This is a genomic window from Bartonella heixiaziensis (assembly GCF_046245125.2).
Classification (GTDB): domain Bacteria; phylum Pseudomonadota; class Alphaproteobacteria; order Rhizobiales; family Rhizobiaceae; genus Bartonella; species Bartonella heixiaziensis.
Genome location: NZ_CP176404.1, coordinates 495,712 through 519,596 on the forward strand (window position 1 = coordinate 495,712; position 23,885 = coordinate 519,596).

Consider the following 23,885-nt stretch of genomic DNA (forward strand, 5'->3'; position numbering starts at 1 on the left):
TATAAGTATGGATGCTTGCACTGTAAATGCATCTGAATTGAATACAATAAAGGCATCGTTTTTAATGCCATAGAAGATAGAAGTGTATTTCTATAGACGATGCAATTTCTTTAAAACATCACACGGGTTTTGTCTGTTTATGGATCAATTTTAGTTTCGTGGACCAGTGCTGAATATTTTAAGATTAAAAAAATCTTTTATGGATGCAATTAAAACACTTTTTGATTGCATTAAGAATGTCTTCAAGTTTTAAGTGTGTATAAGTTTTAAAGCACATAATGTGCAATATTAATCAGTCAAAACTTAACGCCCTGAATTCTTGGTGTAGGGCGATTCTTTGTCTTGAAAACATGAAATTGAGCAGTTGAGTCGTGATGTTTTTGTATCTGCACTTTTTCTAAGTATGCAGAATTCTTTATTTCAAATCGTGGAGTATGGATAATGCAGCGCAAATTGAAACTGAGTTTTTGGGCATTAATAACCAGTAGTTTTCTTGTAAAGGTTGCAAATACAGCTGCTGCAGTTGCATCAAGCGAGAGTTCATTAACACCAGTTAGCGTAAATAAACAGCTGGAAGAAATAAGCAAGTGGTTACCAAAACTGAGAGGATTAGCAGAAAAAGAAGGGGGATCAAAAAGCATACAGAATGAACAAAGAACAAAAGGATATGCCTTGCTTGAAGAAGAGGGAAGAAAGAGCCTTTTCTTTAAGTTGTTAACACATTCAGTAATCAGTGATGCGACTTCTGTCTATATTACCGACCATGATTCTGAGGATTCTGGTAAAAAAGTAAAGAGCTTTAACTATAATGATGCAGGGTATTCCATTAATAATACGGTTCGGGATGGTGGGAGGCTCTATATTGATGAAGCGAGTGTTAGTAGGGATACGACAATTGAGAATGGTGGTATTGAGTTTGTCCAAAATCTGAGTAATTCAGAATATTCCAGTGTTAAAAAAGGTGGAAAACAAATTGTTAAGAGTGGTGCAAATGCTGAGGGGGCTAAAATCTATGGTGGTAAGCAGGTTATTGTTGGCAAGGGGATTTTTGAAGATAATCTTAGGGAAAGCAGCGCTTATTATACTGAGATTTATAGTGAAGGTGGCATACCAGGACTACAAAATGTATATGATGGTGGGATAGTTTTTGATACAAAGATTATGAAAGGAGGGATACAGAATCTTGATGGTACAGAGAGTTTTCGTAATGGGGTCTCAGAAGATGATGATACAGAAGATGAGGATTCTACATTAAATGGTGGTGCTTTTGCAATTTATACAGAGATTTTTAAGGATGGTATACAGAACATCTTGGCAGAAGGAAACGCGAGTGAGGTTATTTTATATGATAGAGCTACTCAGCAAGTATATGGTGATGGATATGTGGATACCCTAACAATTAATCATCAAGCAAAATCATGGGTATATTGGGGTGCAATATTACATAAAGATACAACTGTTAATGATTTTGGCAGTATCTGTATTTATGCTGGTAATAATAAAAATATTACTGAAGTAGAAAAACTTATTTTAAATGGAGAAGATGCAAAATTCTATTCTATTGCTACTAAGGGTGACGGCAAAAAATCCCAAATTAATATTAAGAAATTAAGCGGAAGTGGCAGAGTTATTTTTACCTCTATGGGACTTGATAATTATTACTCTCAACTTAACGTTGATCATCTTTCAGGTAATTTACATTTTGATTTCAGTGTTAATTTTGCGAATCATCGTAGTGATTCCCTTCTTATTAAAAAAAGTAGCTCAGGTTATCACACAATAAGTATTATTGACACCGGGATTGAAATTATAAATCCTTCTCACAAAAGGCTCAAATTAATTTCTGATCGCGGTGGAAACGCTCATTTTACTCTGACGAACGGCTTTGGCGAAAAAATCAGAACCATTGATGCTGGAGCCTACATGTATAGTTTGAAATACGGAAAAAATAAGCATACCGGTAAAATTTGGTATCTAGATGCGAATTACGCTCTCGATAGTACAAAAAATCCTTTATTTTTAAATTTTTTCCTGAAACCATATACAGCTCCATTCTTAGATGTTCTCACAGAATTCACTATTGAGAAGGATATGGTTGTCGCTATTGCGGATCCTAGCTTTGATAGTTTTGAGGGAGGCGATGGCATTGATAGTCACAATGCAGAATCTTCGATTAGTAATAGGGTTCGGGATGGTGGGGGACTCCATGTTTATAACGGCGGTTTTAATCTATATACCACCATTGAAAGTGGTGGTGTTGAGATTATTAAGACACAGGGTCTTTCACAAGAGACTATTGTGTATAAAGATGGGAAACAAAGAATTGAGAATGGAGGAAAAGCTGAAGGAACTAAAATTTATGGTGGTGAGCAGTTTGTTTCAGGAGGGGTTGATATCAATGGTGAGTTGGTGAAGAGCCGCGCCTATGACACTGTCATTTCTGGTCAAAATGAAGAGCTAGGATACCAGAACGTGTATAATGGCGGGATGGTTTTTAGAACAAAGATCACGGAAGGAGGAGTACAAAATCTTTATGTAGAAGATGATTTAAGAGATAATAGCAGTTCTGCATTTGATACGGAGGTCTTTTCTGGTGGAGAGCAAAATGTTTTCGTGGGAGGCGAGGCTATTGGTGTCATTTTACGAGGGACAGCTCTTCAGAAGATAGATTTAGGGGGCTATGTGAAAGATTTAACGATTAATGATCAAGCAAAATCATGGTTACAGCATGGTGCGACATTAGAAGGAAGCACAACAGTTAATGATTCTGGACGAATTCATCTTTATGCTGGTGCTGATCGATCTCGTACGGAAGTAAAAGAAATTCTTTTAAATGGAAAAGATTCCAAATTGTATTCTATTGCTTCTAACATTGATGGTGAGAGTTCTTTGATTGAAAACTTAGGGGGGGATGGCAGTGTTATTTTTACTTCTAGCGTGTTTGATCCACATTACTCTCGACTTGAGATCAATAATCTTTCAGGGAGTTTACATTTTAGGTTTAATACCGATTTTGCAAATCAGCACGGTGATTACCTCCTTATAAGAAAAGGTACAGGTCATCACAAAATAAGCGTTATTGATTCTGGTATTAAAATTACCAATTCTTCTTTAATAAATCAGGATTTGGTTTTTGAGCTTGATTTAATCCATGATCAAAGTGGAAAAGCGCATTTTACTCTGACAGATTTTTCTGGTGAAGAGATTGACGCTATTGATAATGGAGTCTATATATATGCTCTAAAGAAAAAAAATCATAACAAAGGAAAAATTTGGTCTTTGTTTGCGGTTTACATTGATGATGTACCACGCATGAGTAGATCTCCTCGACATTTAAGCAAAAGTCAATTTATTTCTATTCCTTCAACTTTTTCGTCGTTGGAAGATCAGACTGTTAATGCGTCGCGTCCAGCTAGTAGCCATCATCTTTCTGATGAGAATCAGCAGCCTGTTGTTTCTGCTGATGCTCAATCTTTAGTCGATCAAATGACTGTGCGCCCAAGTAATCAGGACAGACTTTCTCTGCAATCGCGTAAGGAACTAGCAGTTTCCCACTTTTTGACTACTCCCTCTACGGATGCAGTGTTGTCACTGTCAGTGGCTCCTCAGCTTGTCTTTCACAACGAATTGCAAACTGTACGTGCAGGAAGAGGCATTCTAGACAGAAATAAGAAAAATGCGGCGCTATGGACACATGCGATCAAGAGCAAAGAAAACATTGCAACAGGTCATACAGATTTTAAGCTTGAGCAGACGGGTATAACCTTAGGGATAAGTGGCTTAAGCGAATTAATGAGTGGAGAGTTTTATATTGGTGGTTTTGGCAGTTATGATCAAGCCCGTGTAGCGCATGCACGAGGTGGTATCAGCGGCATAAACACGTATAGCATTGGAGCTTATGCGACTTATTTTGATCATAGTGGAGTATATCTGGATGGTGTTTTGAAATACAATCATTATCAAAATAATCTGAAAGCAGTTTCAACCAATGGTATAGACATTGAAGGAAAGTATAATCAGTGGGCTTTGGGGGCGTCATTTGAAGCGGGGTATCGTTTTGAAGTAACACAGAGTGGTTGGATGCAACCTTATGCGCAATTCACGTGGCTGCAAGCTGCAGGTAAAGAAATCAAGCTTTCCAATAAAATGATAGGTAATATAAGCCCATCGATTTCATTACGCAGTGAGGTAGGCTTATCGTTAGGGTATGAATTTGGATCAGAAATGTATGCTTCATCTCAGGCTTACATTACAGCTTCTTGGATACGGGAGAGTAAAGATAACAATTACACAACGATTAATAAACTCCATAAATTTACCACAGATTTGTCAGGGAATGCAGGTAAATTAGGAGTTGGTTTAAGCAGTTTAGTGAGTGAGAAATTAAAGCTTTATGCGGAAGCACATTATATTAAAGGGAGCAAGGTGAAGCAGTCCCTTCAAGGTATTTTGGGCGTACGCTACAGCTTCTAATAGTATGTTTTTCTGAGTAGCTTAAATGGGTGATGTTTTGTACGCGAGATATGTGATGATCAGAGTACAATTTTTGAGAAAATACAAAGGTACTTTTTATAATAAGTTGAGTGCCCTACAGTGTGCTGTTTTGTGCTTTTTACCCTTTGGTAAAACATTAACGACGAGTATAAAAAGAAGCAATTTAAGCACTGCCTGATGCTCTCAATCAAACAAAGAATTCAGTAAGATGCAAAGTAAACTTTTTCAATGTTAATAAAGTGTTAAAGATAATTCTTAAAATTTTAGGTTGAAAATAATTTTTGCAGAGCTAATTACCTTTGGTGTCTACTCAGACGTGAAGGGGGAGGGTATAGTTATGCAATATAAGTGGAAACAAGGTTATTGGGCACTCATGGTCAGCAGCTGTTTTGTTCAAGCGGCTGTTGCGGGTGAGAGCAGGATACAACTTTTTTATCAGCCTTCAGATTATGGCATAAATGAGAAAATATCACACAGTCAACATAATGGAGGTGTGAGAACAGAAGGATACACAAAAGTTCAAGCATCTAAAAGTGATGCCATTGTAGAAGCAGGTGGCGGATCAGGCACTTTTGAAATGCTTAATGGTATTACTACGGATAAGGGTAGTGAAATATTAGCCAGAAAAATGCGAGATTCTGTTGGCAACGGTGTTGGCAATGCTGAATCGTATGCGCAAGAAAAAAATAATACGATGCTTAAAGATTCTGAGCTTATTTTCATTAATAGTGGGACTGAACTAGAAAATCATTTATTCGATAATAATGGTAAAGGCTACTTTTTAAATGACGGTAATACAGATAAGCCAGGACGGTCTATCAATAACACGGTAAGAAATGGTGCAGAGATTCATGTTTCTGCGGGGGGCCTCAGTGAGGGTAGCAAAATTGAACATGGTGGAACTGAAATTATTCAGGCTTCAAAGGGGAAACAAGGCTTTTCAAAAAATGCTATCGTTAAGGAAGGTGGAGAGCAAAGGATTGAGATTGGAGGAAGAGTCGAAGGGACAAAAATCTATGGTGGTGAGCAGCTTATTTTCGGGGAGGGGGATGTCGGAGGGCAGATTAAAGGGAGTAGCGCTGCAGATACAGTAATTTATGGTCAAGGCGAAACACTGGGTCAGCAAAAGATATACGATGGGGGAAGTGCTTGGAATACGAAAGTTATGCGAGGAGGTGTACAAGAGGTTGCAAAAAAGGCTCAAAGTGCAAAAAATGGTGGTTTTGCGTTTGATACACAAATCTTTGATGGTGGCAAACAGCGTGTCTTAGAAGGAGGGAATGCTATTGGCGTCTCTTTAAATGAGACTGCTGTTCAGGAAATATATACTAATGGATATGTGAAAAATCTAACGATTAATGATGAAGCAAAATCATTGGTGCATGCGGGTTCGGCGTTAGAAGGTAAGACACTGGTGAACCATTCTGGACAGCTTCATCTTTATGCTGGCAATGATCAACACCGTACTACAGTAGAAGACGTTATTTTAAATGGACAAGATACAAAATTATACTCCATTACCGAAGAGTTTGGTGGAAAAAGCTCTCTCATTCAGAAATTAAGTGGTGAGGGGAGTGTTATTTTTGCTTTTACTGGCTCTGATCCGTATTATTCTCAGCTTCATGTTAATAATCTTTCAGGAAATTTACATTTCAAATTCAATACCACTCTTGCACGGAACCGTGGTGATTATCTCTTCATTGAAAATGGAAAGGGTAATCACACAGTAAGCGTTGCTGATTCTGGAATTGAAATCACTGATCCTTCTTCAAATAAGCGTGATTTAATTACTGATCAAAGCGGTGGAGCGCAGTTTACTCTGACAGATCTCTCAGGTGAAAAAATTAACGCTATCGATGGTGGAACTTATATGTATGATTTGAAACAGAGAAAGGAGGAAAATGGAAAAATTTGGTTTTTGGCTGCGGATCGCATCAGTGGACCAGAATCTTCACTTCCTAATCCAACAGACCCGTTGGCTCCTGGTGGTGGGGCGTCAACAACTCCTTCAGTTGATGCAGTGCTTTCTACAGCGATAACTTCTGGGCTTGTTTTTAACAATGAACTGGAAATTTTACGTACTGGAAGAGGAATTCTGGATCAGAACAGGAAAGATACGGATCTATGGACTTATGTGATTAAGAGCAGAGAACGTATTGCTACAGGTCATACACATTTTAAGCTTGAGCAAACAGGTATAATGTTCGGCGCTGATCATTTAAACGAACTAACGCATGGAGATTTGTATGTTGGCGGTTTCGGAAGTTATGATCTGGTACGCGTTGCTCATGCACGAGGCGGTGATAGTGATATAAGTAGTTATAGCATTGGAACTTACGCAACTTACTTTGATAATCGCGGATGGTATATGGACGGTGTTTTGAAATATAATTATTACAGAGATAATTTGAAAGCCATTTCAACGAACGGTTTAGCCATTCAAAGTGATTATAATCAGTCGGCGATAGGTGGTTCATTTGAGATTGGTTGTCGTTTTGAGACGGCACAGAGAGGTTGGATGCAGCCTTATATCAAATTAACAGGAATGCAGGCTGAAGGTAAAAAAATCAAGCTTTCCAACGGAATGATAGGTGATATAAATCCATTAACTTCATTCCGTAGTGAGGTTGGATTAACAGCAGGTCATGAATTTATTGTTGGTGCCGATACTCCATTAACGGCTTACATTACAGCAGCTTGGTTGCGTGAGAATATAAATAATAATCATACGACAATTAATAACCGGTATCAATTTATCACGGATTTATCAGGAAATGCGGGTAAGTTGGGAATTGGTTTGAACAGTTTTGTTAATGACAAATTAAAACTTTATGTAGAAGCGCATTATATGAAAGGGCATAAAATTAAGCAGTCACTTCAAGGTATTTTAGGATTACGTTACAGTTTCTAAATATGCGTTTTTCATGCTGATTAATCTTAGAAGTCTGATTATCTTCGTGAGTTAAACATTCAATGTCTATACATCCCTAAGAGTGTATAGACATTGAGAATGGTCTTACGCTTTATTAAAGGCGATATTATTTTTCCATTTATTATTGCAAATCTTGCAAGCTATTCCTTGCACCTAAAAGAACACTTTGAATTTTTTAAAGCTATACAGCTTCAGACTAGAAGCTTCTTTAGCTTAATTTACGCATTTCAACCAATAATTGTTATATATAAATAACACACTGAAAAATTGCATTCAGACATAAATAAAACACATTATGATACAATCTACAGCAGTCCACCTGTGAAGTTGCAGGATATTTGTCTAATGATTGAGAGTGGAGTGTAGATTATGCTACATAAATGTAAGTTAGGTTTTTCAATACTGATGATCAGTAGTTATCTTGTGCAAATTGCAAATGCAGTTGAAAAAAGGAATGAGGTGCTAACCAATATAACGAGTTTGACAGGTGAGGGGAAGGTACCAAAAGGTTCAGTACTGATTAGTAATCTTCTTAGCACTAATGCCAAAATCGAGGATGGTGGTGCGGAAATTGTTGAGAATGGTACAACTTCCATAGGTGCTACTGTTGACAAAGGTGGAATACAGATAGTTACGCGTGAGGGAACTGCTATGGATACCAAAATCCAAGGTGGTAAGCAATTTGTTTTTGAAGAGAAAAATCTTTTAGATCTTACAAGTCTAGAGAAGCGAAGTAGTGCATATAATGCCACAGTTTTTGGTAGTAATGGAGCAATAGGGCAACAAAATGTATCTGATGGTGGAACATCTTGGTATACAAAAGTTATGCAAGGAGGGGAACAAAATCTTTATATGGGACATAAAAAAACTGGTGGTGCTGCATCAGATACTACAGTTTCTGAAGATGGTCGGCAGCACGTTTTACCAGGAGGAGCAGCTAAGAATACTACCTTAGGTGGTAGTGCTATTCAAGTAGTATATCCTAGTGGAATTGTGGAAGGTCTAACGATTAATGACTCTGCTAATTCATGGGTGTATGTTGGTGCAGAATTAAGAGGAGAAATAAAGGTTAATGATAAAGGACATCTTCATCTTTATGCTGGAGATAGCACAAATCACATTATAAAACAGAAACTTTCTGTGACAGAACGGAGTGATGAAGAATTATTTTTGGTTGGAGAGCGGAATAATAATAGGCTTGATATTGGGATTGAAAATTTAGGCGGTAATGGAGGAATTGTTAGTTTTACTTCTATTCCGTATGATCCACGCCATATTTCATTGCATGTTGGCAGTCTTTCAGGTAATTTACATTTCTATTTCAATATTAGTGGTGCGGAGAGGCGTGGCGATTACTTATCGATTGGCAATAGTGAGGGTAATCACAAGATAAGCGTTGCCGATTCTGGCATTGAAATTACAGGGGCTCTCTCACAAAAGAATAGCTTTATTACAGAGATCAATTTGATTACCGATAGAAGCAAAAACGAAGGAGCTAATTTTACTCTAACAAACTATTCTGGAGAGGAAATTTCAGCTGTTGATGGTGGAACCTATATGTATAGCTTGTATAAGAGGGAGGGAATTGCCGATTCTAGTGGTGATTCTGTAATTTGGTATTTGGGTACGGCGACTGAAAAGTCTAATCCTTCAGGTGTCCTCTCTCAGCGTGGGAATAAGAAACAGAAGGTTTCCTCTTTTTCATCTGCTAATATAGGAAAGGAGGCTCGTCGACCCCGTTCTTCTTCTCAGGGAGGGAATTCTGCTCTTTCGTTGCTTTCTTCCACTGGTGTAGAGAGAAGGACTACGCAAAAACCTAAGGAACGACCTCCACGGCATTTGAGAGAAAAGCAGCAGCCTTCTGTATTATCTCAAAAAAATCAAGCTCTTGAGGTGGTGCGTCCAGCTAGTAGCCATCATCTTTCTGATGAGAATCAGCAGCCTGTTGTTTCTGCTGATGCTCAATCTTTAGTCGATCAAATGACTGTGCGCCCAAGTAATCAGGACAGACTTTCTCTGCAATCGCGTAAGGAACTAGCAGTTTCCCACTTTTTGACTACTCCCTCTACGGATGCAGTGTTGTCACTGTCAGTGGCTCCTCAGCTTGTCTTTCACAACGAATTGCAAACTGTACGTGCAGGAAGAGGCATTCTAGACAGAAATAAGAAAAATGCGGCGCTATGGACACATGCGATCAAGAGCAAAGAAAACATTGCAACAGGTCATACAGATTTTAAGCTTGAGCAGACGGGTATAACCTTAGGGATAAGTGGCTTAAGCGAATTAATGAGTGGAGAGTTTTATATTGGTGGTTTTGGCAGTTATGATCAAGCCCGTGTAGCGCATGCACGAGGTGGTATCAGCGGCATAAACACGTATAGCATTGGAGCTTATGCGACTTATTTTGATCATAGTGGAGTATATCTGGATGGTGTTTTGAAATACAATCATTATCAAAATAATCTGAAAGCAGTTTCAACCAATGGTATAGACATTGAAGGAAAGTATAATCAGTGGGCTTTGGGGGCGTCATTTGAAGCGGGGTATCGTTTTGAAGTAACACAGAGTGGTTGGATGCAACCTTATGCGCAATTCACGTGGCTGCAAGCTGCAGGTAAAGAAATCAAGCTTTCCAATAAAATGATAGGTAATATAAGCCCATCGATTTCATTACGCAGTGAGGTAGGCTTATCGTTAGGGTATGAATTTGGATCAGAAATGTATGCTTCATCTCAGGCTTACATTACAGCTTCTTGGATACGGGAGAGTAAAGATAACAATTACACAACGATTAATAAACTCCATAAATTTACCACAGATTTGTCAGGGAATGCAGGTAAATTAGGAGTTGGTTTAAGCAGTTTAGTGAGTGAGAAATTAAAGCTTTATGCGGAAGCACATTATATTAAAGGGAGCAAGGTGAAGCAGTCCCTTCAAGGTATTTTGGGCGTACGCTACAGCTTCTAATAGTATGTTTTTCTGAGTAGCTTAAATGGATGATGTTTTGCACGCGAGATATGTTTTTCTTTGATGAGAAATCTTTAGGGGAGCGGTATTTCTGGCTATGCAAATAGATCTAGCTTTTGTAAGAGAGGTGATGGCATTGTTCTGAGGGTATCAGGTACCATTGATATTTCTATTTTTATTGAAATTTATTTTATGATTAATGATGTATTTTTGAAAATTAATACGGATTTTTTCATAGTTACTTGGCAAGAGGCTTCCTGCTCGCTATAGAACAGCCAGATAATATTGGAAATAAAGGTGGTCAAATGGCTGTAGAACGTACTTTTTCGATGATTAAACCAGATGCAACGCGTCGTAATTTGACAGGAGCAATTACGAAAATGCTTGAGGATGCGGGGTTGCGTGTTGTTGCATCTAAACGTGTGTGGATGAGCCAACGTGAAGCTGAAAGATTTTATGCTGTTCATAAAGAACGCCCATTTTTCAGTGAATTGGTTGAATTTATGTCTTCTGGACCAACAGTTGTACAGGTTTTAGAAGGTGAAAATGCAATAGCTAAAAACCGTGAAGCGATGGGCGCTACGAATCCTATGGAAGCACAAGAGGGAACAATTCGTAAAGTTCACGCTTTGTCGATTGGTGAAAATTCTGTCCATGGTTCAGATAGTGCTGAAAATGCAAAAACAGAAATCGCTTTTTGGTTTTCCGAGATGGAAATTGTTGGTTAATCAAATCGTATATAAAAGCCAAAAAATCCTGAAACTGCATGTTTCAGGATTTTTTTATGATGTTACAGATTTTTTTGAAAGAGTGTGTGGGGTTTACTATTTTTCATGTGATAACATGTTTTAAGCCAGCACGAAAATAATCCCACCCTGTCCACAATGTGAGAAGGGCTGCAACCCACAGCATGATGATACCAAATTCCGTTGTATAAGGGAAAATTTTATTGCCAGCTGGTCCTGCTAAAAGAAAGACAATCGCTATCATTTGTACAAAAGTTTTCCATTTTGCAAGACGAGATACAGGAACACTGACTTTTAATTCAGCTAAATATTCACGTAATCCTGATACAAGAATTTCTCGGCAAAGGATGATAATGGCTGCCCATAATGTCCATCCAGCAATAGTACTGTCTGCGGCAAGCAAGAGCAAACAAGCAGATACGAGAAGTTTATCTGCAATTGGATCTAACATGCGGCCGATATTGGATGTTTGTTCCCAAATACGGGCAAGATAGCCGTCAAAAAAATCAGTAATGGACGCAACAACAAAAATGGAGACAGCGATCCAACGTGCAATGTCACTTGATTGCAATCGCCCTTCTAAAAAAAAACACGCAACAACCATTGGCACTGCCACAATTCGTGCATAAGTTAAAATATTTGGAAAAGAAAAAGTATGATTTTTCATAGGCTATTTTCAATTCTTTGTGAAAGATGATATATTTCATAAACGTAACAAGGCAAAGATTATGAAACAAGTATTATTTTTCATTAAAATGGTTATGAATTCTTTGTGCAATCGTAACAGAAATGCCGTTAACCTTTATTAAATCTTCGAGAGAAGCACCAGCAACGGCTTTTGCGCTTCCAAAATGATGAAGTAATGCACGCTTTCTTGCTGGTCCTATGTTTTCGATTTCATCAAGTGGATTTTTAAATGTCTCTTTTTTTCGTTTTGCCCTGTGCGTTCCAATTGCAAAACGGTGTGCTTCATCGCGTAGACGTTGCAAAAAATAAAGGATAGGGTCACGCGGGGGAAGTGTAAACGATGTTTTGCCTTTTATAAAAAACCGTTCGCGTCCTGCGTTACGGTCAGCACCTTTTGCTATTCCTACAACTGTGATGAGATTGTCTAACCTTAATTCAGATAATATTGTATGCACACAGTTTATTTGTCCTTCACCACCATCGATTAAGATAAGATCAGGCCAAATGGGAACAGAATCGTTGTTTGTACCCTTTGTACCGTTTCTTCCAGTAGGCAGACCATGTTCCTTGATAAGGCGCGAAAATCTTCGTTTAATAACTTCTTTCATCATACCAAAATCATCGCCGGGTGTGATATCGGTCGAGCGAATATTGAATTTGCGATATTGATTTTTAATAAATCCCGTTTTATCCGCAACAATCATCGCACCTATCGCATTTGTTCCCATAATATGGGAATTATCGTAAACCTCTATACGGCGTGGGATATGAGGCAGTTGGAATATTTCAACAAGCCCTTGAAGCAGTTTTGTATATGTTGCTGTTTCAGAAAGTTTGCGTCCGAGTGCCTCATGAGCATTGATATAGGCATGGTTAACGAGGGTTTTGCGTTCACCTTGTTTGGGCAAAGAGAGGAATATTTTGCGATTTGCTTTTAGACTGAATGCATCTGTAAGAAGTTCCTTTTCTTCGATTGCTTCAGATAACAGGATAAGCTTTGGAAGTGGCTTGTCATCATAAAATTGGGCAAGAAAACTTGCTAAAATTTCAGTACGAGAAAAAGAGGGATCTGCTTTAGGAAAATAGGCTCGATTTCCCCAATTTTGCCCCATGCGGAAAAAGAACACTTGAATACAGGTCACCCCATCTTGTTGTGCAATTGCAAATACGTCTGCTTCCTCTACAGTTTGTGGGTTAATGCCTTGATGGCTTTGTATGTGAGAGAGGGCCGATAAACGATCACGATAGGCTGCTGCTTGTTCAAAATTAAGATTCTCTGCAGCTTTATGCATAGCTTGAACCATATCATTTTTAACTGACTGGCTTTTCCCCGAAAGGAAAGCTTTTGCTCCTTTAACGAGCTCTCTATAATCACTGTCTCTAATTTTATGTGTACAGGGAGCAGAACATCTCTTAATTTGATAAAGCAAACAGGGGCGCGTACGGTTTTCAAAAACTGAATCGGTACAGGTGCGTAACAAAAAGGCGCGTTGTAAAACATTAATTGTTTGTGTAACCGCACCTGTAGAGGCAAAAGGACCGAAGTAATGTGCCTTTCGTGTTCGGGCACCACGGTGCTTATAAAGCGCGGGAGCTCGATGGTCATCAGTAAGAATGATATAAGGAAAGCTTTTATCATCACGCAGGAGTATATTAAAACGTGGATGCAACCTTTTGATGAGATTAGCCTCTAAAAGGAGTGCTTCTGTTTCTGTATGAGTAACGACAAATTCCATATGATATGTTGCGCGGATCATACGAGTAATACGGTTATTATGTCCCTGCTCACGAGCATAACTTGAAACGCGTTTTTTTAGATTACACGCTTTACCAACATAGAGAACATCACCATTTTCATCAAACATCCGATAAACCCCTGGTTTATGCGGAAGATGTTTGACAAACTCTTGTATGAGCTTGGCACCCTTGAATTGATTTTTATCATTTTCTTGATCGGCGTTGTCCCATATAACATGAGAGAGAAAAGAAAGGTTTTCTCGTTCATTTTGGGGACAAGCTGTGTTTTTTTTCAGGATCATTTAGTGTATCCGGAGGTGTTTTATGTTTTTCATATGAAATGCTCTTATCCTATCAAGCTCCACTATCTATGTATTTATAGTTTTTTTCTATAAAGAATACATTATGATATGAGATCATGTGATTTTGGAGTTATTACGGCTCATAAAAAATCACAAAAGCTCTCCTTGAGAGCAGTTTTACGAGTTTGCTAACTTTATTCATTAATTGATTGAAATGATAAATTTGTTATGGACAAAGACTAGCTAAGATAGGCTGTCTTAAGAAAAAAATCAAATTTTTGTTTCTAGCTATTATATGCATTTTGGGTCGGTAGTAACCTTAAAAATAAAAAAAACAAGCATAATCTTATACTTCTCAGCAGTTTAATATCCCTTTATTTTTAGAAAGAGGATCTTGATTGAGGTAAGCATATAAAACAAGAAACTCTAACATAATAGGTGTTCTTTTTGAAGCCATTTATACGTTATTTGTGCATTTTCATCTTGCCCAAGACGGTTGATAAGAAAGGGACTGAGCTTTTTTATTTCTTCTTCTAAAATATAGGGAGGATTTATAAGGATCATACCACTTCCGTTCATTGTGGGTGGTATGGAGTTTTTGCGAATACGCATTTCGAGTTGTAGAATTTTTGGAATTCCTGTTTGATGAAGCGCCTGAAGAAAAATTTCAATTTCTTCATCATATTTAACAGGATACCATAAAGCATAGAGTCCTCCAGGGAAACGGCGATACGCCTTCACTATCCCCTCAACAAGACGGGAAAATTCACCAGATTTTTCAAAGGGAGGATCAACGAGAATGAACCCACGTTTTTCTTTTGGTGGTAGATGGGCATTTAAGGAAAGCCAACCATCTAAATGGAGGACTTTTGTTTGATAATCACCGGCAAAATTCTTTGCTAAAACTTCGTAATCTTCGTGATGTAATTCAATTGCGGTTAAGCGATCTTGTTTACGCAATAATTGGCGAATAAGAACAGGGGATCCGGGATAGAATACGGTTTCTTTTTTATCCCTATTGAGTTTATCAATGATATTGCACCATGGACAAAGGAGTGTTTTTAAATCTTCTGGGATAGGAGTGGACAGAAGCCGTTGGACACCTTCACGCCACTCTCCCGTTTTACGTGCTTCTAGGGAGGAGAGATCGTAAATGCCGATCCCAGCATGTGTATCTATAACGCGAAAGGCTTTTTCCTTGCGTTTGAGATATTCTACGATACGGGTGACAATAATGTGTTTAAAAACATCAGCAAAATTGCCAGCATGATAAATATGCCGATAATTCATGAGTAAACTCTACTATATATAATTGCTTACAAAATATTTTTATTAACATAAAACAACAACTTTTGTATCGACAAAAACTTTATTGTAGCCTTTAAGAAAGCTGGAATAAATCTAGGAGCAAGATTCGTTAGAAACGCTGGAATGATGTGGGAAAAGATTTCTGACGAACAACATTTAAGTGATATGGTGATTTGTGCGGAATGCAAGTTTCATTTTCATACGCACAATGGCTTCGTTTGTGGTGTATAATATTGAAAGATAGCTTTACAAAATTGACATCAGATATACGCATTGTCCCAATCAACTGAGGGGTGAGTGATAAAATAAGCATCAAGATCAAGATATTGTGACCATGTCAGAAATAAAAGCGATGATTCCCGCTATTTCTAGTTTTTTTCTAAAAGATGACGAAAAAGCGTCCATTGCTGAGCATAAGCTTTGAGCTTTTATTTTGTTTGCACGTAATATTGGAGAGGCAGATGATATCAAACCACTTCCATATTATCTATGAGGTCATTGGTGATATGCCTTATGCAACACTTTCTAAGAAAATTATGGAGAATGTTATTCGTCAAGAAGAGAGGTTTTTTGTGTCAGATGATGTAGCAATGAAAGCGCTTTCAAGAAGTACGCTTTGGAAAGTTTTGCAAATTTGACGCGTAAAATTTTTTGCAGCAGGTTGTGATATTGTTTTTCACTGTAATAGTCATTTGGAAGAGATGTTTGCGATTGCGCAGACGAGTCGTTTTTATAGGATAAAGCATTGGAATGTGCACGTGGTACTTGTATGAGAGTCTCATAATCTGATAAATTGAAGGAAGCTGCTTTAAGAGAAGAGCTCTTAAACTTTTTGACTTTTGTTTGGAGAGATTTTTTATTTTTAACTTATTCTGAGTTTGTTATAAATCGCTGAGCAAAAGTGAAAAGAGGATAAAAAGTGAGTTTGCAACGAAAACCTGTAATTGCCTTTAACCGAATAAGAAAATATACAAGTAAGATATAGTTATATTGAGAATATTTTCTACAGTAGTGAATATGAACAACTGAAATAAAAGTTAAAAGAAGTCAGAGGGAATGATGGGTAATATTTTTTCACCAACGCATTTAATTGTAATTTTACTGATTATCCTTGTGCTTTTCGGGCGTGGTAAAGTTTCTGAATTAATGGGTGATGTTGCTAAGGGCATTAAAGCTTTCAAAAAAAATATGAAGGAAGAAGAGGAGAGTATCAAGGATCAGTTTGAAATGGCTGATACTTCCAAAACAATTGATGTTGCGTTTAAACAATCTCTATCCTCATCGGAAAAGCCTGCAAAAGTTGATAGAAAAGGTTCTTCTGTCACTAAGGCGGGCAAGACACCTGTTGCTAAAAAACGGCATGTAAAGTAACAAAAAATGCAATCATAATTGAGCATTATTCTTTTAAATGAGGAAAGTCGAGTATAAGCGATGTTTGGGATTGATGGACCAGAGTTTCTGGTGATCTTGCTTGTTCTCATTGTCGTAGTTGGACCAAAAGATTTACCAAAAATGTTAAGGACAATGGCAAAGGCAATAGCTTATGTGCGTTCAACAGCGAATGAATTTCATCACCATTTTGATGATGCCATGAGACAAGCTGAGCTTGATGATGTGCAAAAGGCATTATCAGATATTAGTGATCTTAATCCACGCAAGGAGTTGACAGAGATTTTAAATCCAATTCACAGTGCAGTAGGGGATATTCACGATAGTCTTGATGTAAACACAACGCACCATAAATCAGAAAAAGAGAAAGAAGTTTTGGGAGGTGGTCAGAATGAAACCAATGAAGACTCGACAGCATCTGTTAGTCCTCATAGGTCTGGGAGCATTTCTGTCAATGCTAAAGAGAGGGAAGGAGTGTCATGAATTCTGAAAAAGATGAAATTGACGCTAATATGGCTCCATTTTTAGAACATTTGATTGAACTTCGTCAGAAGATTATTGCTGCTTTGATCGCATTTCTTATAGCTTTTATTCTGTGTTTTTTTGTTAAAGATTACATCTTGAATTTTTTGATATGGCCTTATCAGTGGGCAATGAAAATATCAGGTGGTAATCCTGAGAGTATTCGTTTGCAATCAACACAAGTGTGGGAGACTTTTTTAACAAAGATGAAACTTGCTGCTTTTGGAGCAGCCATTTTATCGTTTCCTTATACGGCTTTTCAGTTTTATAGCTTTGTCGCACCAGGACTTTATAAAAAAGAGCGTATAGCTTTTTTGCCATTTCTCATTAGTGGACCCATTTTATTTTGTATTGGAGGAGCGTTTGTTTATGCTCTTTTGGCGCCGATAATGCTTTGGTTTAGCCTTTCTCAGCAATTTCTTCCGGATGTTCATTTAAGAATAGAGTTTATAGTCCGTATTTCCGATTATTTGAGTTTTATGACATCGTTCATTCTGATTTTTGGCTTGATTTTTCAATTACCCCTTGTCATCAGTCTTTTGACGAAAGTTGGGCTTTTAACATCGCATGATTTGGTATCTAAACGAAAGTGGGCTATCCTCATTTCTTTCATAATTGCGGCAATCGTAACTCCATCGGATTTTTTTACTATGTTTGCAGTGGCCTTACCAACGATAGCTCTTTACGAGGTTTCAATTTTAATTGCTTATTGCATAGAAAAGAGAAAAAAAAACTCTTAATAAAAGCTTATATCTTGTGCGATAGAAAACGAATAGAAACGATTCAAATGAGGATTTTTAATGCTTGATATTAAGTGGATTCGTGAACACCCTGAGAAACTAGATGAAGCGCTAGCAAAAAGAGGAGTTGAACCGCAAGCTGAAAAGCTAATAAAACTTGATCTTGATCGTCGGTTGCATGTTTCTGAAGTGCAATCGGCGCAGGAGCGTCGCAATGCTGCTTCAAAAGAAATCGGGCGAGCTTTGGCAGCGTGTGATCAGGAAGCGGCTGAACGTGTTAAAGCTGAGGTTGAGGAGATTAAAGTCTTCCTTTCTTCTGCTACAGCAGAAGAAAAACGGTTGACTGAGAGCTTTGAGAATGCTCTTTCAGCACTCCCGAATATTCCATTGGATGATGTTCCAGAAGGTAAAGATGAAAGCGATAATGTCGTCCTTCGACATTTTGGTATGCCTCCAACTTTTGACTTTACACCAAAGGAACATTTTGATCTTGGCCAAAATCTCAAGCAGATGGATTTTGAGCGAGCAAGTCGTTTGTCGGGAACACGCTTCACAGTACTTTCAGGAGCATTGGCACGGCTTGAACGTGCATTAGGCCAATTTATGCTTGATATACATGTTGAGGAGCATGGTTATACAGAGGTTTCGGTGCCTCTTCTTGTGCGTGATGAGATTGTTTACGGAGCAGCTCAGTTACCCAAATTTGCTGAGGACCTCTTTCGGACGACGGATGGTCGGTGGCTTATTTCTACAGCAGAAGTGCCATTAACCAATTTGGTAAACAATGAAATTCTTGAGATATCGGATTTACCACTGCGATTTTCTTCTTTGACCCCTTGTTTTCGCTCAGAGGCAGGTTCTGCAGGTCGTGATACACGTGGTATGTTGCGTCAACACCAATTTTGGAAAGTAGAAATGGTATCGATTACGACTGAGGATCAGTCTTTAATCGAGCTGGAACGGATGACAGAGTGTGCAGAAGATGTGTTGAAACGGCTTTGTTTGCCTTTTCGCACAGTTGTTCTTTCTACTGGTGATATGGGCTTTGCGGCACGTAAAACTTATGACATTGAGGTTTGGCTTCCAGGTCAAGGATGCTATCGTGAAATTTCCAGTTGTTCAGTTTGTGGAGATTTTCAAGGGCGACGCATGAATGCTCGATATCGTAAAGAAGGTGATAAAACATTACACTTCGTTCATAGTCTAAATGGTTCTGGTACAGCAGTTGGCCGTTGTCTTATTGCCATTCTTGAAAATTACCAGCAGTCTGATGGATCGATTATTGTTCCAGATGTTTTACAACCCTATATGAGGGGCGTGCGTTGTATTACTGCTTAATTTTGCAAAAGGAGAACCGGTATGCGTTTATTGCTGAAAAATGATGGCATTCAAACGCATGGTTTTGCTATTTTAAAAGAAATAGCTTCCGCCTGCAATGAGATAACCACTCCGTTGGAGATCAAATGACACTATGGAGCAAAGAGATGTTTTACGATTTCGTGAGGAGTTGGCAAGCCTTGTGCTGAAAATGCGCAGCAAAGGAATTGATGATGTTCGCTTTTTCGCCGCATTTGAGAAAATTCCGCGTCAGCATTTTGTTTCTTCTCCTTGGCTTGACAGTGCTTATGATAATAAAGTTATCCCAATCGAGTGTGGTGAATATATTGAGCGTTTGGAAGAGCAGCTTCTGATTCTTTCAGCTTTATCGTTGAAAAGAAAACATCGTGTCTTAGAAATTGGTACAGGTTCTGGTTTTTGTACTGCCCTTATGGCATGTCTTAGTGATCGTGTGACAACGGTTGATCGTTATAAAACACTTGTTGAGTTGGCACGGCAAAAATTTCAAACTTTAGGACTTGAAAATGTTGTTGTACGCCGGATTGATGGAAGGCGTACCATTACAGATTTGGGATCATTTGATCGTATTCTTATTTGGCCGTCACGTTCTGATGAACCGAAGGAGTTTTTAGAACTTTTAGCTGAAAATGGGATTCTCATTCAAGCTATAGGACCAGATGAAGGGGTTCAAATGGTTACACGTTATACAAGAATTGGTAGCCGATTTGAGTGCTCAGAAATGTTTCAAGTGCGCTATCAACCCTTTATTGAAGGCGTTGCGGAAGTGCTTTGATTTTCATATTAAGATACGCGCACAAATTATCTTATCTTTTATTTGATGATAAATTCATTTTGATTTTATTGTAAATATATTTATGAGTAAAATACCTTATTTTAACTCTTAGGTAATATTAAAAAGCTTTAATAGAGTGAATTGATTATTGGTAAGTGAGCAAAACTATGTGTTTAAAAGTTTTGGGTAAGGTTTTTCAGCGTAATTTCCAAGGAGTAGCTTTTTTGGTGATAACAGCAGTTTTTTCTGGGTGTAGTTCTGGTACGCAGCGCTTTACTAATATTTACCATGATCGTACAGTTTTTCCTCGTCCAAATGTGTCTACAACCATGCCTCCTGATCCGCGAATGCTATCGTACGGTGGTATAATACAAAGCACTGAATTGCCACCTATGGAACCAAGTGAAGATTCAGAAGCTTATGATGGTGCTTCACATAATTATTCACGACAAGGTGATCCACAGCAAGGCGGGACGTCTTCTCCTGATAGCCGAATTATGGGGGCACCGCCACGCAATCTTGGAACGCTCCCACGTTCACAAATGGATGGAGCTCCTATTTTTCGTCGAAACTCGTACATTGTCCAGAGTGGGGATACACTGTTTAGCATTGCACGGCAAACAGGGATCAGTGTTGAGGCATTAAAATTTGCAAATAACATAAGTAATAGTTCCATTTATATTGGTCAGGTACTCATAATCCCAAGCAAGCATACGGTAGCGACATCCAATACCCGAAATGATAACAGGGGTTCATCAACAACAGAATCTTTATACCAGCCTCAAGTCACATCTTCCATAAAACACAAGGAGTCGGCGCCTATATACAAATCTCCTGTAGAAACTGTCCCGTCTGTAAAAATAAACAAGTCAAGTATGCGTGATTCTTCTAAACAGATGATGCCATTGAGCCATGAAACAAATGTATCAGATACGGTTACGAATGTGGATAATGTTGTTACCCCGCAAGCCACAGGGATTTCTAAGATGCGTTGGCCAGTACGTGGACGTGTATTAAGCCAGTACGGTCAAAAGAAGGGAACAGCGATTAATCGAGGAATAGTCATCGCTGTGCCTGAAGGATCATCGGTAAAGGCAGCGGAAAATGGCGTCGTTATCTATGCGAGTGATGGATTAAAAGAACTTGGCAATGTTGTTATGATTCGACATGAGAACGATGTTATTACTATTTATGGATATAATAGTAAGCTTTTTGTTCACAAGGGGCAAAGGATACGGCGTGGTGATGAAATTGCTAAATCTGGTGTTTCAGGAGAAGTTAAAACTCCACGCGTTTATTTTGAGATACGTAAGAACTCTGTACCTGTCGATCCCGTTGAATATTTAGAAAACTAATTGATAATAACTTTATTTTGAAAATCTATATTTCATATCGATTTCAATCAATTAATCAATGTGTTTAAATTCATGGAATTTAAGAAAAAAAGTTCATATATTTGAGGATATTATCAATTGGCCTAATTGGAGAGAAAGAAAATTGTTTTTTATCATTTATTCTTTCGATTAGTGAGAATGCTCATATCTATGATATAGAAAAGAAAAATAAATCTGTTCTTTAAAAGTTTTTGCTAGTTGTCTTCTGTTTTTTAAGGATTTATTGCCTTTTGGTAAAGTTATAACTACGTTGTGTAGTTATCACACATGTATAGTGTAATGCTTCTAAGAAAGCTTATTTTAGTAAAGTGGGAAATACCTAAAGTTTAATCTATAGGAGAGAGAAATGTTTATTACCAACGCTTATGCTCAAGTTGCAGGCGGTGCTTCCAATGGGACATCACTTGTTACTTTCGTTCCGTTTATTCTAATTTTTGGAATTATGTATTTTTTTATGATTCGCCCACAGCGTGCGCAAATGAAAAAGCGGCAAGAAATGCTCAATGCTGTGCGTCGTGGTGATACAGTTATAACGGGTGGTGGTATTATCGGCAAGGTTACTAAAGTTTACGATGAAATTGATGAATTAGAGGTAGAAATTTGTGACAGTATGCGCATTCGCGTTATCCGTTCAACATTGTCCGATGTCCGCGTTAAAGGAGAACCAATTTCAGAAGAAAAATCAAAACTTAATGCTAAAATAAAAACACCACAAAAATCTAAAGCTAAAACTGTAACGAAGAAAGATGTTAGCAAAGAGAAAAAAGCTGTATCAAAGGAAGGAAAAACCTAAAATATAATAGCAGATTTATGATATCCTTTTATAATTGATTTTTATAAAAATGGATGGCTTTTTTATAAAGGCCATTTCATTGTATTAGGAGCTTTATAGCCGATAAATGGGCATAGTATTCTGTTTTTCTAGGGGATGTAAAAAGTAGTTATTTCATTTATGGTGTACAGTGATAGTTGTCACTGCTCTTTGAGTTAAGGCCACTATTCCATATAATGGATTTGCTTTTTTTGAGCTAAGAGGCTGAAATAAAAATTTCTTTTTCAATGAATATATATACTTAAATGGATGTAATATTTGTCTGTGTTTTATTGGAATTTTTTTCATATTTTCTGTAACTGTTTTCATCTTTTGCTTGTTGCATTGTTTGGATGGTATTTTGGTATGAAAGATTTTGTATCAATATTGCTTATGTGGGTTATTATTGGTTTTTTCTGGCTTTCAGAGGTTGAGAGAAAGAACGCAATTAATTTTTCAAAATAAAGGACACTTAACTGATGTTTCATGCAATTCAAATTCGTGAGGCGCATTTTCCAGGGCGAGCACCTATTGATGCTTATGGCAATGGCGGTTTTCGTTTTGCTGATATGTCACATAGAGGGTCTATTATTTGTGTACCATCAGGTGTTTATGGTATTGATATGGTGGGGCCGGTACCCACTCAAAAGGACATATCTCGTATATTAGAAGAGTCAGATAAGATTGAAGTTTTATTAGTAGGTACTGGCGTTGAATTATTGCCGTTGCCTGAAGAATTACGAGCACTTTTATGGGAAAAGCGTATTTCATCAGATACAATGAGTACAGGAGCAGCAGTGCGTACATTTAATGTTTTGTTAGCTGAAGATCGTGCTGTTGCTGCATTATTGTTTGCTGTCGAATGACTACTTTTCTTCCTTATAGTTTTGATATTTTACGTGCTACAGATCGCGATCGTTATATATCAGTTTTATTTGCGCCTAAAAAGAAGCGTAGAGCATTAGCCGCTCTTTATGCTTTTAATGCAGAAATTACGCGTATTCGTGAAAGTGTGCACGATCCGCTTATTGGTGAGATACGATTACGCTGGTGGTATGATTCTATCGCTAAGAATGAAATGCAAAAGAGTGAAAGCAATCCGATTTTGAGTGATTTATTTACAGCAATGACTCTTTTTAATTTACCTAAGGCAGCTTTTTTACGTTATTGCGATGCGCAGATTTTAGATCTTTACCACAAACCAGTAGAAACTCTTCACGATCTCGAACTCTATTTTGGCGAGACAGCAAGTATAATTTTACAACTTTCTTGTCAGATATTAGATTCTGATGTGGAACAAGATTTTACACATGTCTATGAATGTGGGGGGATTTCTCAAGGCTTAAGCGGTATATTGCGTCTTTTATCATTCATGCCATCACGATATCAATATTATTTACCTGCTGATATGCTTAAGGCTCTGGGGGTGAATAGGGAAGAGTTGGAGTCAAATTCTGTTAGTAATGAACAAAAGTGTTATATCATTGAAGCTATGGTAGCCTTATCAAGAGAGTATTATAGCAGTTTTCATCAGCATTTTAGTGTTTTGCCTAGAACGCTTAAACCAGCATTTCTTCCTTTGGCAATTGTACCAGCATCTCTTCAAAATGCATTACAATTAGGAGCAGCAGTTTTTCAAGAAAACGCAACTTTACCATTGCTCTATCGCTATTGGTTTATAACAAAAGCAGCGATAAGTGGCCACCTTCCAAAGATATTGTAGAA

General features: G+C 37.9%; 17 protein-coding genes. 14 read left to right on the forward strand and 3 right to left on the reverse strand.

Features of this window, described 5'->3' with window-relative positions; all coding sequences use genetic code 11:
- Positions 1-441: 441 nt before the first annotated feature.
- From bafA (ACKC4Y_RS02170) to ndk, 4 genes are all read left to right on the forward strand, one after another.
- Complete coding sequence (gene bafA, locus ACKC4Y_RS02170; RefSeq protein WP_409361773.1) at positions 442-4,473, forward strand: BafA family autotransporter; 4,032 nt, start codon at positions 442-444, stop codon at positions 4,471-4,473.
- Positions 4,474-4,831: 358 nt separating this feature from the next.
- The gene (bafA, locus tag ACKC4Y_RS02175; protein WP_409361774.1) at positions 4,832-7,405 is read left to right on the forward strand and encodes a BafA family autotransporter; all 2,574 of its coding nucleotides are present in this window, start codon (positions 4,832-4,834) and stop codon (positions 7,403-7,405) included.
- Between the two features lie 390 nt (positions 7,406-7,795).
- Positions 7,796-10,393 (forward strand): BafA family autotransporter, encoded by a 2,598-nt coding sequence (bafA, locus tag ACKC4Y_RS02180; protein ID WP_409361775.1) that lies wholly within the window; start codon positions 7,796-7,798, stop codon positions 10,391-10,393.
- A gap of 305 nt (positions 10,394-10,698) precedes the next feature.
- Positions 10,699-11,121, forward strand: coding sequence for a nucleoside-diphosphate kinase (gene ndk, locus ACKC4Y_RS02185; protein WP_409361776.1), 423 nt, complete (start codon positions 10,699-10,701; stop codon positions 11,119-11,121).
- A gap of 103 nt (positions 11,122-11,224) precedes the next feature.
- Here ndk and pgsA read toward each other — a convergent pair whose 3' ends face one another.
- The 3 genes from pgsA to ACKC4Y_RS02200 all read right to left on the reverse strand — a co-directional run bounded on the left by pgsA (position 11,225) and on the right by ACKC4Y_RS02200 (position 15,155).
- The gene (gene pgsA, locus ACKC4Y_RS02190; protein WP_409361777.1) at positions 11,225-11,806 is read right to left on the reverse strand and encodes a CDP-diacylglycerol--glycerol-3-phosphate 3-phosphatidyltransferase; all 582 of its coding nucleotides are present in this window, start codon (positions 11,804-11,806) and stop codon (positions 11,225-11,227) included.
- Positions 11,807-11,879: 73 nt separating this feature from the next.
- Complete coding sequence (uvrC, locus tag ACKC4Y_RS02195; protein ID WP_409361778.1) at positions 11,880-13,865, reverse strand: excinuclease ABC subunit UvrC; 1,986 nt, start codon at positions 13,863-13,865, stop codon at positions 11,880-11,882.
- A 426-nt stretch (positions 13,866-14,291) separates the two neighbouring features.
- A complete protein-coding gene (locus tag ACKC4Y_RS02200; RefSeq protein ID WP_409361779.1) occupies positions 14,292-15,155 on the reverse strand; it encodes a 23S rRNA (adenine(2030)-N(6))-methyltransferase RlmJ in 864 nt (287 codons plus the stop codon).
- A 479-nt stretch (positions 15,156-15,634) separates the two neighbouring features.
- Between ACKC4Y_RS02200 and ACKC4Y_RS02205 the strand changes: the two genes are divergently transcribed.
- From ACKC4Y_RS02205 to ACKC4Y_RS02250, 10 genes are all read left to right on the forward strand, one after another.
- Entirely contained in the window at positions 15,635-15,811 is a 177-nt protein-coding gene (locus tag ACKC4Y_RS02205; protein ID WP_409361780.1) for a hypothetical protein, read from the forward strand.
- 421 nt (positions 15,812-16,232) lie between these two features.
- Positions 16,233-16,544 carry a twin-arginine translocase TatA/TatE family subunit gene (gene tatA / locus ACKC4Y_RS02210; protein WP_409362127.1) on the forward strand — a complete coding sequence of 104 codons (312 nt, stop codon included), beginning with the start codon at positions 16,233-16,235 and terminating at the stop codon, positions 16,542-16,544.
- 60 nt (positions 16,545-16,604) lie between these two features.
- Positions 16,605-17,045, forward strand: a complete 441-nt coding sequence (gene tatB, locus ACKC4Y_RS02215) for a Sec-independent protein translocase protein TatB (protein WP_409361781.1) — start codon at positions 16,605-16,607, stop codon at positions 17,043-17,045.
- A complete protein-coding gene (tatC, locus tag ACKC4Y_RS02220; RefSeq protein ID WP_409361782.1) occupies positions 17,042-17,824 on the forward strand; it encodes a twin-arginine translocase subunit TatC in 783 nt (260 codons plus the stop codon). Before tatB ends, tatC begins: the two co-directional genes overlap by 4 nt.
- 60 nt (positions 17,825-17,884) lie before the next feature.
- Positions 17,885-19,162, forward strand: a complete 1,278-nt coding sequence (gene serS / locus ACKC4Y_RS02225; protein ID WP_409361783.1) for a serine--tRNA ligase — start codon at positions 17,885-17,887, stop codon at positions 19,160-19,162.
- 133 nt (positions 19,163-19,295) lie between these two features.
- On the forward strand, positions 19,296-19,955 hold the full coding sequence (locus ACKC4Y_RS02230; RefSeq protein ID WP_409361784.1) for a protein-L-isoaspartate(D-aspartate) O-methyltransferase: 660 nt from the start codon (positions 19,296-19,298) through the stop codon (positions 19,953-19,955).
- A 167-nt stretch (positions 19,956-20,122) separates the two neighbouring features.
- A complete protein-coding gene (locus ACKC4Y_RS02235) occupies positions 20,123-21,310 on the forward strand; it encodes a peptidoglycan DD-metalloendopeptidase family protein (protein ID WP_409361785.1) in 1,188 nt (395 codons plus the stop codon).
- A gap of 385 nt (positions 21,311-21,695) precedes the next feature.
- Complete coding sequence (gene yajC / locus ACKC4Y_RS02240; RefSeq protein ID WP_409361786.1) at positions 21,696-22,142, forward strand: preprotein translocase subunit YajC; 447 nt, start codon at positions 21,696-21,698, stop codon at positions 22,140-22,142.
- Between the two features lie 497 nt (positions 22,143-22,639).
- A complete protein-coding gene (locus ACKC4Y_RS02245; RefSeq protein ID WP_409361787.1) occupies positions 22,640-23,026 on the forward strand; it encodes an Mth938-like domain-containing protein in 387 nt (128 codons plus the stop codon).
- Entirely contained in the window at positions 23,023-23,883 is an 861-nt protein-coding gene (locus ACKC4Y_RS02250; protein WP_409361788.1) for a phytoene/squalene synthase family protein, read from the forward strand. Before ACKC4Y_RS02245 ends, ACKC4Y_RS02250 begins: the two co-directional genes overlap by 4 nt.
- Positions 23,884-23,885: the final 2 nt, after the last annotated feature.

Excerpts from the sequence above, each read along its gene's own strand:
- bafA (WP_409361775.1), top strand. The coding sequence starts at position 7,796 with ATGCTACATAAATGTAAGTTAGGTTTTTCAATACTGATGATCAGTAGT.
- tatB (WP_409361781.1), top strand. The coding sequence starts at position 16,605 with ATGTTTGGGATTGATGGACCAGAGTTTCTGGTGATCTTGCTTGTTCTC.
- yajC (WP_409361786.1), top strand. The coding sequence starts at position 21,696 with ATGTTTATTACCAACGCTTATGCTCAAGTTGCAGGCGGTGCTTCCAAT.
- ACKC4Y_RS02200 (WP_409361779.1), bottom strand. The coding sequence starts at position 15,155 with ATGAATTATCGGCATATTTATCATGCTGGCAATTTTGCTGATGTTTTT.
- pgsA (WP_409361777.1), bottom strand. The coding sequence starts at position 11,806 with ATGAAAAATCATACTTTTTCTTTTCCAAATATTTTAACTTATGCACGA.
- serS (WP_409361783.1), top strand. The coding sequence starts at position 17,885 with ATGCTTGATATTAAGTGGATTCGTGAACACCCTGAGAAACTAGATGAA.
- bafA (WP_409361773.1), top strand. The coding sequence starts at position 442 with ATGCAGCGCAAATTGAAACTGAGTTTTTGGGCATTAATAACCAGTAGT.
- ACKC4Y_RS02235 (WP_409361785.1), top strand. The coding sequence starts at position 20,123 with ATGTGTTTAAAAGTTTTGGGTAAGGTTTTTCAGCGTAATTTCCAAGGA.
- tatC (WP_409361782.1), top strand. The coding sequence starts at position 17,042 with ATGAATTCTGAAAAAGATGAAATTGACGCTAATATGGCTCCATTTTTA.
- ACKC4Y_RS02205 (WP_409361780.1), top strand. The coding sequence starts at position 15,635 with ATGATATCAAACCACTTCCATATTATCTATGAGGTCATTGGTGATATG.
- tatA (WP_409362127.1), top strand. The coding sequence starts at position 16,233 with ATGGGTAATATTTTTTCACCAACGCATTTAATTGTAATTTTACTGATT.
- bafA (WP_409361774.1), top strand. The coding sequence starts at position 4,832 with ATGCAATATAAGTGGAAACAAGGTTATTGGGCACTCATGGTCAGCAGC.
- ndk (WP_409361776.1), top strand. The coding sequence starts at position 10,699 with ATGGCTGTAGAACGTACTTTTTCGATGATTAAACCAGATGCAACGCGT.
- ACKC4Y_RS02230 (WP_409361784.1), top strand. The coding sequence starts at position 19,296 with ATGGAGCAAAGAGATGTTTTACGATTTCGTGAGGAGTTGGCAAGCCTT.
- ACKC4Y_RS02245 (WP_409361787.1), top strand. The coding sequence starts at position 22,640 with ATGTTTCATGCAATTCAAATTCGTGAGGCGCATTTTCCAGGGCGAGCA.
- uvrC (WP_409361778.1), bottom strand. The coding sequence starts at position 13,865 with ATGATCCTGAAAAAAAACACAGCTTGTCCCCAAAATGAACGAGAAAAC.
- ACKC4Y_RS02250 (WP_409361788.1), top strand. The coding sequence starts at position 23,023 with ATGACTACTTTTCTTCCTTATAGTTTTGATATTTTACGTGCTACAGAT.